The sequence below is a fragment of the thiotrophic endosymbiont of Bathymodiolus puteoserpentis (Logatchev) genome, assembly GCF_900127505.1.
Taxonomy (GTDB): domain Bacteria; phylum Pseudomonadota; class Gammaproteobacteria; order PS1; family Pseudothioglobaceae; genus Thiodubiliella.
Genome location: NZ_UEXF01000069.1, coordinates 45230 through 56080 on the forward strand (window position 1 = coordinate 45230; position 10851 = coordinate 56080).

The window sequence follows — 10851 nt, forward strand, 5'->3', positions numbered from 1 at the left end:
GCCAGTCATGATAAAAATATTCACGACTCAAAAACCTTAAATGTTGCCATAAGCCATGCTAATAGCAACAGAAACAAACCCATCAAACAAGCGGTATGCGACCGAGGCTATGTTGGTGCAAAGGTAGTGCTCGGTGCAAACATCATTTTGCCTAAAAAAGCCCTTAAGCGAGACAATCGTTATCAACAAGACAAAAAGCGCAAACTGTGTAAAAGACGCGCAGCGATTGAGCCGATTATCGGACATCTTAAATCAGATTTTAGACTCTCTAGAAACCTACTCAAAGGGCAAGTTGGTGATGAGATTAATGTTTTAATGGCTGCCTGTGCTTGGAATTTGAGAAAATGGCTGGTGATAGCCACTATTTTTTTGTTTTGGCAAAAACTGGGCTTATTTTTTGTAAAATACCTAAGGTTTTTTGTGGTGCTGGATAAAAAGCAGTTTTGTTGATTTGGATGGTTGGAAAAATGGGTGGTTTTGGTTTGTTTGGAGTGAGTTTTTAAGGGGCGACTATTTAACTTGGCATACTGAGTTATATTTTTTGGAAAAAAGACCAATCTAAGGTACTTGCTCAAACAACCCTATTTAGTATTGTTGGGCTGGGCTTTATCGGTTATTTTTTGGCGTCTTTATTGGATTTAAAAGGTCTTGAAACTATTTCTGCTGGGTTGGAGAGATTGACTTTGTTTACCTATCCTATTTTTATTGCGATTTTAGGTGCAATTTACATTACCCCAAAACCCCTGACAACTTTTTAAAATTTCTTATATAGAACATCTTAAGAGACCTTCTTCTTTTCCTGATTAAATTTTATACTTTCTTGATACACATCCATTGGTTTTTTATATTTCAATGTTTCATGGAATCTTTGATGATTGTAAAACTCAATATAATCATCCATATCAGTGATTAAATCACTAATGGATTGATATTCATTTAAATAAATTCTTTCGCATTTTGCGCTCCTCCAGAAACGCTCAATACAGATATTATCTGTAGCCCTACCTTTACCATCCATAGATATTGTAATACCTAAATCTTTTAATCGTTTAGTGTGTATCTCACTGGTATATTGACTACCTTGATCAGTGTTAAATATCTCTGGGTGTGGGTGTGGGTGTGGGTGTGGGTGTGGGTGTAGGTGTTTCTCTAAAGCGTCATTAAGTACACCCATTACCAATTGAGAATCCATGGTATTGGATATCCTGTGTGATAGAACAGCTTTTGAATGCCAATCAATAATAGCTGCCATATAGACCATACCCCCTGCAATCTTGACATAGGTAATGTCGGTGCTCCATACATGGTTAGAATGACTGATATTAAGCCCTCGTAGCTTGTAACTGTATTTCTTGTGTGCTTTGATTGGTATAGTTGTATTAACTTGTTTAACTGCTAATACTGCCTTTAAACCTAATTCTTGCCGATAGCGTGCTACGGTGTGTAAACTCACCTTGTAGCCGTCTTCAAGTAATTGTTGATGGATTTTTTTCTCACCATAGATGGGTATTTTTTCAAACACCTTGGTGATGTGGTTTTTGATAGATTGTTTGGTGTTATTTACTTTTGGCTTGTAATAAATCCCACTTCTGTTAACACCTAACAATTGACATTGATGATTAACTGACAAAGAATATGAGGCGTGCAATAGGGAAGGCTTGAGATCAACTAACTGTTTGCGGTTAGATGAGCCCAAGCTTTTTAGCTTTTTTGCTAACCACTCCTTCTCTACGGTTACCTTGCCTACTAGTGTAGTTAAACGCTCATTTCGCATCTGTGCTTTGATAAGTTCGTCTTTGTATTCTTTGACTGCCTTGGATGGCTCCATGGCAATCTCTGCGTTAGCAAGGAAAGTCTTCTTCCAATTTTGTAGATTCTGAGGCAAAATATTATGCTTGCTGGCAATCTGCACTATGGCGCTTTCATTTTGTAGTAATTCAAGTACTAATTTAGTCTTGAATGCTGAGGTATATTTTGTTCGTTTTTTACTCATTTTTTTACTCCGATTTTTTTGTTTAGTTTAACTCGTTCGAAATAAGAAAGTTTAAATTGTTGTCTGAAATTGTTGGGGTTTTATATTCGCCGATCTTTAATATTTATAAGATTCTGACTTAAATGGACCATTTTTTGGCGTGTTGATGTAATCAGCTTGTTTGTCGGTGAGTTTGGTTATCACGCCACCAAAGCCAGCTACCATATCACTGGCAACTTCTTCATCGAGTTTTTTAGGTAAGACTTTTACATAAATCTCACCACCTGTATTGGCAAAGGATTTTCCATATAAATATATTTGCGCCAATACTTGATTAGCAAACGAACCGTCCATAATGCGACTTGGGTGACCTGTGGCATTACCGAGATTTACCAAGCGACCTTCAGATAATAAAATTAAATAATCATTTTTATTGTCACTTTTGAACACACGATGAACTTGCGGTTTAACCTCATCCCAAGTCCAGTTGTCGCGCATATATTGTGTGTCAATTTCATTGTCAAAGTGCCCGATATTGCAAACCACTGCACCTTGTTTAAGCATTTGCAACATTGCGCTATCGCATACATTAAGGTTGCCTGTTGTGGTAACGATTAAGTCTGTTGTGGCTAATAATCGTTTATTAATATCCTTAGTTTCACCAGTATTTTCACCTTTTTTATAAGGAGAAACAATTTCGAAACCATCCATACAGGCCTGCATCGCGCAAATTGGGTCAATTTCACTAACTTTCACAATCATACCTTCTTGACGAAGAGATTGCGCTGAGCCTTTGCCAACATCACCATAACCAATCACTAAGGCTTTTTTACCTGCCATTAGCATATCTGTGCCACGCTTAATCGCATCGTTAAGTGAATGGCGACAGCCATATTTGTTGTCATTTTTTGATTTGGTAACAGAATCATTCACATTAATAGCAGGCACTTTAAGTGAGCCTTCTTCCAGCATTTCTAATAAACGATGAACACCTGTTGTGGTTTCTTCACTAATACCATGAATATCTTTTAACATTGCTGGGTATTTTTCGTGCAACATTTGTGTTAAGTCACCGCCATCATCCAACACCATATTGGCGTTCCAAGGCTTGCCATCAGCAAGGATGGTTTGTTCGATGCACCACAAGAATTCTTCTTCAGTTTCGCCTTTCCAAGCGAAAGTAGGGATATTAGCAGTTACCATTGCCGCTGCCGCATGGTCTTGCGTTGAGAAAATATTACAACTTGACCAGCGAACCTGCGCACCCAAATCAACCAAGGTCTCCATTAGTACAGCGGTCTGAATGGTCATATGAATACAGCCCAAAATTCTTGCATCTTTTAAAGGCTGTGTTGTGCTGTATTTAGCGCGAAGTGCCATTAATGCAGGCATCTCAACTTCTGCCAGTTCAATTTCTTTACGACCAAAATTAGCCAAAGCTATATCAGCAACTTTGTAGTCGTTATTATTAAGGGTATTGTTACTCATTATTATTGTCCTAAAAGGTTAAAAAATAAGCGTCGTTTTGATTTTGCCAAGCCTGATTGAAAAATATTTTTCAATGCAACGCCCTTTGGTATGTTGCATATTTTACTTGATTTTTTCCCAAGTAATGTCATCTTCTGTGCGACCAAAATGTCCGTAAGCAGCCGTTTGCTGATAAATAGGGCGTTTTAAATCTAACATTGTGATTAAACCTTTAGGGCGTAAATCAAAATTTTCATTGACAAATTTTTCAATTTCCACCATGGGTACTTTTGCCGTGCCAAAGGTTTCAATACTGATTGAAGTTGGCTCTGCTACACCAATTGCATAAGAGACTTGAATTTCGCATTTGTCTGCTAGACCAGTAGCCACAATATTTTTTGCTACATAACGCGTTGCATAGGCGGCACTTCTGTCTACTTTTGATGGGTCCTTGCCTGAAAATGCACCACCACCATGTCTTGCCATGCCACCGTAAGTGTCCACAATAATTTTACGACCCGTTAGTCCTGCATCACCAACTGGGCCACCAATTTCAAAGGCACCTGTTGGGTTGATGTGGTATTGTGTTTTATCACTTAACCACTGTGCGGGTAAGATAGGTTTTATAATCTCTTCCATCACTGCTTCTTTAAGTTCTGCTTGAGAAATACCTCCATCATGCTGTGTGGATAAAACCACCGCATCAACGCCAACCACTTGAGCGTCTTTGTAAATACAAGAAACTTGTGATTTTGCATCAGGGCGCAACCATGACAATTGTCCGCTTAGCATTAAATCTGCTTGTTGCTTAACCAAACGATGTGCGTAAGTAATCGGTGCTGGCATTAAAACATCGGTCTCATTGCAGGCGTAACCAAACATTAAGCCTTGGTCACCTGCGCCTTGTTCATGGTCTTTGGATGTATCGACACCCATTGCAATCTCTGGTGACTGCTCACCAAGTAAGTTGGTGATTTTGCAATTGTCACCAGTAAAACCGTATTCTTCTTTGGTGTAGCCAATATTATTGATGGTTTCGCGTACAATCTTGTCGTAATCAACGCTAGCAGTAGTGGTAATCTCGCCTGCCAATATAACATTGTTATCTTTAACCAAAGTTTCGCAAGCCACACGGGCATTTTTATCTTGCGCTAAAATATTGTCTAATATTGCATCAGATATTTGGTCGCAAACTTTATCAGGGTGTCCAGCAGAAACGGACTCGGAAGTGAAAATCATTTTTTGTTCTCCTATTTGAAAATCTTTAATAACAATCAATAATTATTAAAAATTCTCATTAAAAAACCCACAAAGTGAGGTTTTCAGAAGAAATCCTACTTTAGCTTGTTTTAGTTTGCCTTTACGGGTAACAAACGCTAGCAATTGGGATAAATCAGCGTGTGTGGAGATTATAACAGAGGTGATTAATTATTCTAAACTTATTTTTAGAGACAGTGCGCTAATAAACGGCGCAAGCATCAGGCTTACTACTAAGATTGTAGCTAAGAAGTACAACTGAGCACTAATGTCTAAGCCAACAGATACTTGAGAAACCGCAGAGGAAGCGAAGATAAGAATTGGGATATACAAAGGTAATATTAACAAGGACAACAACATTCCTGAGTTTTTAATACCGACAATGAGTGAGGCGCCAATGGCACCAATTAGACTAAGGCTTGGTGTGGCGAGTAGCAGGGTGAGCATTAAGATTTTAACCCCTTCGTTGTCTAAGAACAAAAACAAGCCAAGCAAGGGTGATAATAAAATGATAGGAATACCAGTCAGTAGCCAATGAGCGGTGATTTTGGATAGAATGAGCAAGGGTAGTGAATGGTGAGAGATAAGCATTTGCTCAAGCACACCATTCTCAAAGTCATGATGAAACAATGAATTTAGAGACAATAACACAGCTAACATACTAGCTACCCAAATAATACCAGCAGCAATTTGTGAGAGTGTTGTGGCTTCTGGGCTAATGGCTAATGGGAATAGTGATACAGAAATCACGAAAAATAATAAAGGATTAAGCACACTTGATGGGTTACGAATTGCCACATTTAAGTCGCGTTTAAGTGTTTGCAAGTAGATATTCATTGTTATAACGCTAATACCTTTTGATTTTTTAGCGCTGAGTCTTGATGTGTGGTGAATAAGCACAGCCCACCTTGCTTACAGTGTTCGCCAATGCACCGCTCAATGATTTCAACACCTTGAGGGTCAAGTGCGGTAAATGGCTCATCTAGTAGCCAAACTTTAGCGTTAGATACAAACAACCCTGCCAAAATCACACGGCGTTTTTGCCCTGCTGAGAGTCTACCACAGTATTCTTCTTCATAGCCTTGTAAACCGATTTTATTAAGTGCATCAATTAATTTTTGTTCATCAGTTGGTTGATTAAGTGCGTTTAAATATTTAAGATTTTCAAGGCAACTAAGTTCAGCACTAAGCGCGCTCAAATGACCTAAATAAAAAACTGCATTTTGATATTCTTCTGATTTGACAGGGTGATCGTCCAAGTGAATTGCACCCTGTTCTTGTGCATTAAGTCCAGCCAAAATTTTTAACAGTGAAGTTTTGCCACTGCCATTGGTGCCAGTAATACGCAAAATATCACCTGAATTAATCACTAATGACAAGTCGTCAAATAAAAGGTTGTAACCTTTTTGACAGCTTAAATTGTTAAATGTAAGCACTGACACAGTGTGGTGTTGGTTATTTATCAGAATTTATACTAAGGCTTGTTTTTTTCTTCCAATTCCTTAGCTTTGATTTTTTCTTGCGCAATGTGTTTGGCTTTTTCTTCAGCAATACGCTTTTCTTCTAATATTCTGGCTTTTTCTTCCAACTCCTTGGTTTTGGCTTCCTCCTTAGCAATACGCTCTTCTTCTAATATTTTAGCTTTTTTTTCAGCAATACGAGCATTTTGTAGCATTTTTTGCTTGTCGGTTAGTTTTGGTAAGGAGCTAATGCCATCAGTATTGATATTGACTAATTTTAGTCCTTCAAACTTCAGAGTTAAGCGATAGCGAATAACTTCGCCAGAGCCCATAGTTGAATGATTGATGTAATCCCATTGATTATTATGGAATGGGTCAATGACACTGGGTGCTCCAATGATTTCTTGTACTTGTTTTTTTGACATCCCAATTTTTAATTGGTTAATGCTAAGGCGACTTAACACTGAGCCTTGATTAATATCAGCCTTATAAGGTGTTATTAATGATAGTGTTGGTATGCTAGGTATGTAGTTTGAAAAAGAACAAGCGTTTAAAAATAGAGATAAAAGTGTAATTAGAATTAATTTGATCATTTTTTGGTTAAAATAATTGTGTAATCATTAATTTTACCTTAAGGAGGGCGTAATGGACGCACAAGATTTAAAAAGTGCAGGGCTTAAAGTTACATTACCAAGGCTTAAAATTTTAGAAATTTTAGAAACCAGCGAAAATCACCATATGAGTGCCGAGGATATTTATCGTGCACTAATTATGCAAAATGAAGAGGTCGGCGTGGCAACAATCTACCGTGTGTTAACTCAGTTTGAAGAGTCTGGGATGGTTAATAAGCTTAATTTTGACAACGGACAAAGTGTATTTGAGTTGTCTAATGTTGAACATCATGACCACTTGGTGTGCGTCAAGTGTGGCAAGATTGACGAGTTTACAAACGAAGCTATTGAAAAACACCAACACGATGTTGCTAAAAAGTACGGCTACCAACTTACCGACCATTGCCTGTATTTATATGGACTGTGTAAGGATTGTCAATAGCAAGTGGTTTAATAAGCTAATGGAAGATTTTATTTTTAGAGCGCTTTTAGCGGCCATTGGTATTTCAATTATTGCAGGCTCTTTAGGCTGTTTTGTTATTTGGAGGCGAATGAGTTACTTTTCCGAATCCATTTCTCATTCAGCACTACTCGGTGTGTCATTAGGTTTGGTAAGTGGTTTGGATATTCATATTGGATTGATTGTTGTTGGTGTGCTATTTGCCACTTTGATTGTTGCCTTACAGCAAAAAGATTTTTTATCTAATGATGCTATCTTGGGTATTTTTTCACACATTGCCTTGTCGCTGGGTATTGTGGTTTTGGCACTAGTGGGTGGCACAAATACTGATTATTTCTCATTGTTATTTGGTGATATTTTGTCTATCAGCAATCAAGATATTATTTGGATTTATACTATTCTTATCTTGGTTGGTATTTTGCTTAGTATCTTTTGGCAGCGCTTGTTATTACTAACGCTCAACGAGGAATTAGGTGTGGCAAGTGGGCTTAATCGTTTTGCATATCAATTATTGTTTATGTTGATGATTGCGCTTACCGTATCAGTTTCAGTGCAAATTGTTGGTGTATTGCTTATCACTTCGTTACTTATTATTCCCCCAGCTGTTGCTAGAGTGTTTGCTGGTAGTCCAGTCCAAATGGTATTTTTGTCTATTGTCGTTTCAATAGTTGCTGTTGTCATTGGGCTAAATAGCTCAATATACTATGATGTGGCAACGGGTCCAGCGATTGTTATCGCACTTGGTGTTTTGTTTGGGCTTTCTCAGTTGTTCACAAATAAAACCTTGGCTTGACTAACAGATTAATACTTTAAAGGGCATCATTGAGTTCGCTTAGTTGATTGGTCTGTTGTTCAACAATAAGTGGCTCAATCACCGATTCTAAATCGCCTTCCATGACTTCTGTTAATTTGTAAAGCGTTAAGTTAATGCGATGGTCGGTAATACGACCTTGTGGATAGTTATAAGTGCGGATGCGTTGTGAGCGGTCGCCACTGCCGACTAATTGTTTGCGAGTTGAGGCTTGCTCTTTTTGCTGTGCTTGCTGCTGTGCATCTAAGATGCGTGATGCCAATACTGACATTGCCTGTGCTTTGTTTTTGTGTTGTGAGCGACCGTCTTGGCACTCCACCACCGTATTGGTGGGGATATGTGTGACACGCACAGCAGAATCGGTTTTATTGACATGTTGACCGCCAGCGCCAGAGGCTCTAAAGGTATCAACACGCACATCGTTCATATTGATATTAATTTCTTCGATATTTTCTACTTCTGGCATAATTGCCACGGTGCAAGCAGAAGTATGCACGCGACCTTGGGATTCAGTTTCCGGTACGCGTTGTACACGGTGCGCACCGGATTCAAATTTGAGTTTTGAATATACATCAACACCGCTAATACGCGCGATAATTTCTTTAAAACCACCGTGCTCACCTGCATTAGAGCTCATGATTTCTATTTGCCATTTTTGTTTTTCAACATAGCGTGAATACATTTTGAATAAATCACCTGAGAAGAGCGACGCTTCATCGCCACCTGTGCCTGCACGGACTTCAATAATAATATTGCGTGAATCATTTGGGTCTTTAGGTAGCAATGCTTTTTTGAGGTCTAATTCAAGTTGTTCTAATTTATCCTTACCCGAGGCAATTTCTTCTTTTGCCATAGCACGCATTTCATCATCATCTTCCAACAACATGGCTTTAGCGGCTTCAACATCTTCTTGTGCATTTAAATACTCACAGAATTGTTCGACCGCAGGCGTGAGTTGTGCATGTTCAATAGACAATTCACGAAATTTATTTTGGTTTGAAGCAACATCTGGGTCGCTTAGCATGGCACCAACTTCTTCAAGTCGCATTGAGAGTTGTTCAAGTTTGGCTATGAGTGAAGCGTTCATGATTTTTTCGCTTTGTTTTTAGGGATGCAAAACGCACAATGATTGAGTTGCTTCGCATTTTTTTGTTTGATATTGCTAAAGGGTGTGTGCAATAATTTATTGGTCAGTTGGTCGCCTAATTGGGCGATAATTGTCTGCGCATCACCACCATTTTTAAGCTTTTTAAGGGCCATTTCAACGGCTGACTTTTTAATTTGATAGGCGTTTTTCTTATAAGCTTGAATGACTTCTTCGTTAGGTAATGCTGCCACCCAATGTGTGAATTTTTTGTTTTCACTGATAATAATTTCTTCAGCCAGTGTTTTTTCTTTATTGCGATTGTTAATATTATTATCTACCACTTGTTGCAAGTCATCGACTGTGTATAAAAACACATCATCGAGTTGTGCGACTTCTGGCTCAATATCTCTAGGAATAGCGATATCCAGCATAAACATTGGTTTGTGTTTACGCAGTTTGAGTGCGCTTTCAATCAAGCCTTTGCCGATGATTGGTACACTAGCAGCAGTAGAAGAAATAATAATATCTGCTTCGTATACCACTGATGAGAATTGCTTCAAACTGATGGATTGGGCATCGTATAAATCGGCAATTTTCTTGGCATTTTCAACTGTTCTATTAGCAACAATCATTTTTTTTATGCCTTTTTGATTAAGGTGCTGAGCGCACAACTCAATCATCTCACCCGCACCAATGAGCAGCACTGTTTGCTGCGATAAGTCGGCAAAGATCTTTTCACTGAGTTTGACTGCACAATAAGCAACTGAAACAGCAGATGAACCGATTCCTGTATCAGTTCGAACCTTTTTGGCCGTTGAAAAAGCGTGTTGAAAAAGTTTTTCTAATAACTTGTTTAGTGTGTCTGCTTCTTTGGCAGTATGGTAAGCATCTTTAAGTTGCCCTAAGATTTGTGGCTCTCCCAATACCAAAGAATCCAGTCCAGTTGCTACGCGACAGATATGCTTGAGTGCATCGTCGCCTTCAAAATAAACCAAATAAGGGTCTAATTTCTCTCTGGCAACATTGTGCGTGGTGGCAAGATAATCACTCAGTATTTGTTGTGCATTGTTGCTATCAACAATACTATAAATTTCAGAGCGATTGCAAGTTGATAGAATGACGCAAGCCTCAATACCTTGCGTGCTGTTGAGTTGCCTCAAAGCATTGGGTAATTCATTGGCTGAAAACGCAACTTTCTCACGCACTGCAACAGGCGCAAGTTGATGGTTAACACTTAAAATGGCAATTTTAGGCACGAAAAAAATTAGAGAAATAAACGCTCAATTATACCATAAGAGCGTTGTTTAGCGTTACAATACGCAGCCATGAAAACACTTGTATTATTGTTGCTATTTGGCTTTTTATCCGCTTGTTCAACAATACCAGAGCACTCCAAAGAGTTGGTTTATTCAAACAATATTCCAAGTGCATGGACGATAGAAGGGCGCCTCAGTGTCATGCGCAATAAAAAAACCGACATAGTCGGCTTTGAATTTAGCCAACAAGGCGGGTATTATCAATTAACATTTAGTGGCTCGCTTGGGTTTGGGCAAAGACAAATAAAGCAAACCGAACAAGGCTTGTTTATTGATGACAAACCCACTTTATTAACCTTAGAGCAGTGGATGAAGCTTGAGTTGGGTTGGTATTTTCCAGTAGAGGCTTTAGAGGATATTGTTTTTAAAGGTAATAACAACAAGAGACAAGGTTGGCAGATTAGCACGAG

12 protein-coding genes and 1 riboswitch are annotated in these 10851 nt (G+C 38.6%); of the genes, 4 read left to right on the plus strand and 8 right to left on the minus strand.

The annotated features are described in order from the left end of the window. Nucleotides 1–450, plus strand: a 450-nt coding sequence (locus tag BHECKSOX2_RS08085) for a transposase (protein WP_139682054.1), incomplete at its 5' end; no start/stop codon positions are given. A 328-nt stretch (nt 451–778) separates the two neighbouring features. On the opposite strand, the gene BHECKSOX2_RS08090 is transcribed toward BHECKSOX2_RS08085, so the two are convergent. From BHECKSOX2_RS08090 to bamE, 6 genes are all read right to left on the minus strand, one after another. Next, entirely contained in the window at nt 779–1993 is a 1215-nt protein-coding gene (locus BHECKSOX2_RS08090) for an IS3 family transposase (protein ID WP_139683168.1), read from the minus strand. A 96-nt stretch (nt 1994–2089) separates the two neighbouring features. Next, nucleotides 2090–3460 (minus strand): adenosylhomocysteinase, encoded by a 1371-nt coding sequence (gene ahcY / locus BHECKSOX2_RS08095; protein WP_139683169.1) that lies wholly within the window; start codon nt 3458–3460, stop codon nt 2090–2092. Nucleotides 3461–3480: 20 nt separating this feature from the next. Further along, nucleotides 3481–3553, minus strand: a riboswitch (S-adenosyl-L-homocysteine riboswitch). 9 nt (nt 3554–3562) lie between these two features. Then, a complete protein-coding gene (gene metK, locus BHECKSOX2_RS08100; protein WP_139683170.1) occupies nt 3563–4678 on the minus strand; it encodes a methionine adenosyltransferase in 1116 nt (371 codons plus the stop codon). A gap of 189 nt (nt 4679–4867) precedes the next feature. Beyond that, the gene (ccmB, locus tag BHECKSOX2_RS08105; protein ID WP_090716638.1) at nt 4868–5533 is read right to left on the minus strand and encodes a heme exporter protein CcmB; all 666 of its coding nucleotides are present in this window, start codon (nt 5531–5533) and stop codon (nt 4868–4870) included. 2 nt (nt 5534–5535) lie between these two features. Further along, nucleotides 5536–6138: a cytochrome c biogenesis heme-transporting ATPase CcmA gene (gene ccmA, locus BHECKSOX2_RS08110; RefSeq protein WP_090716641.1), complete on the minus strand. Its 603-nt coding sequence runs from the start codon at nt 6136–6138 to the stop codon at nt 5536–5538. Nucleotides 6139–6170: 32 nt separating this feature from the next. Then, a complete protein-coding gene (gene bamE, locus BHECKSOX2_RS08115; RefSeq protein ID WP_139683171.1) occupies nt 6171–6749 on the minus strand; it encodes an outer membrane protein assembly factor BamE domain-containing protein in 579 nt (192 codons plus the stop codon). 52 nt (nt 6750–6801) lie between these two features. On the opposite strand from bamE, the gene fur reads away from it, so the two are divergent. Both fur and BHECKSOX2_RS08125 read left to right on the plus strand, forming a co-directional pair. After that, nucleotides 6802–7209 (plus strand): ferric iron uptake transcriptional regulator, encoded by a 408-nt coding sequence (gene fur, locus BHECKSOX2_RS08120; protein ID WP_090716646.1) that lies wholly within the window; start codon nt 6802–6804, stop codon nt 7207–7209. Nucleotides 7210–7228: 19 nt separating this feature from the next. Then, nucleotides 7229–8020 (plus strand): metal ABC transporter permease, encoded by a 792-nt coding sequence (locus tag BHECKSOX2_RS08125; RefSeq protein ID WP_090716648.1) that lies wholly within the window; start codon nt 7229–7231, stop codon nt 8018–8020. Nucleotides 8021–8036: 16 nt separating this feature from the next. On the opposite strand, the gene prfA is transcribed toward BHECKSOX2_RS08125, so the two are convergent. After that, the gene (prfA, locus tag BHECKSOX2_RS08130) at nt 8037–9125 is read right to left on the minus strand and encodes a peptide chain release factor 1 (protein ID WP_139683172.1); all 1089 of its coding nucleotides are present in this window, start codon (nt 9123–9125) and stop codon (nt 8037–8039) included. Beyond that, the gene (hemA, locus tag BHECKSOX2_RS08135) at nt 9122–10381 is read right to left on the minus strand and encodes a glutamyl-tRNA reductase (RefSeq protein ID WP_139683173.1); all 1260 of its coding nucleotides are present in this window, start codon (nt 10379–10381) and stop codon (nt 9122–9124) included. Before hemA ends, prfA begins: the two co-directional genes overlap by 4 nt. Before the next feature lie 69 nt (nt 10382–10450). Here hemA and BHECKSOX2_RS08140 point away from each other — a divergent pair. Further along, nucleotides 10451–10851, plus strand: a 401-nt coding sequence (locus BHECKSOX2_RS08140; protein ID WP_139683222.1) for a lipoprotein insertase outer membrane protein LolB, incomplete at its 3' end; no start/stop codon positions are given.

What these genes read in the sequence shown, in the direction of transcription:
- BHECKSOX2_RS08090 (WP_139683168.1), bottom strand. Translation starts at nt 1,993, where the DNA reads ATGAGTAAAAAACGAACAAAATATACCTCAGCATTCAAGACTAAATTA.
- ahcY (WP_139683169.1), bottom strand. Translation starts at nt 3,460, where the DNA reads ATGAGTAACAATACCCTTAATAATAACGACTACAAAGTTGCTGATATA.
- metK (WP_139683170.1), bottom strand. Translation starts at nt 4,678, where the DNA reads ATGATTTTCACTTCCGAGTCCGTTTCTGCTGGACACCCTGATAAAGTT.
- ccmB (WP_090716638.1), bottom strand. Translation starts at nt 5,533, where the DNA reads ATGAATATCTACTTGCAAACACTTAAACGCGACTTAAATGTGGCAATT.
- bamE (WP_139683171.1), bottom strand. Translation starts at nt 6,749, where the DNA reads ATGATCAAATTAATTCTAATTACACTTTTATCTCTATTTTTAAACGCT.
- fur (WP_090716646.1), top strand. Translation starts at nt 6,802, where the DNA reads ATGGACGCACAAGATTTAAAAAGTGCAGGGCTTAAAGTTACATTACCA.
- BHECKSOX2_RS08125 (WP_090716648.1), top strand. Translation starts at nt 7,229, where the DNA reads ATGGAAGATTTTATTTTTAGAGCGCTTTTAGCGGCCATTGGTATTTCA.
- prfA (WP_139683172.1), bottom strand. Translation starts at nt 9,125, where the DNA reads ATGAACGCTTCACTCATAGCCAAACTTGAACAACTCTCAATGCGACTT.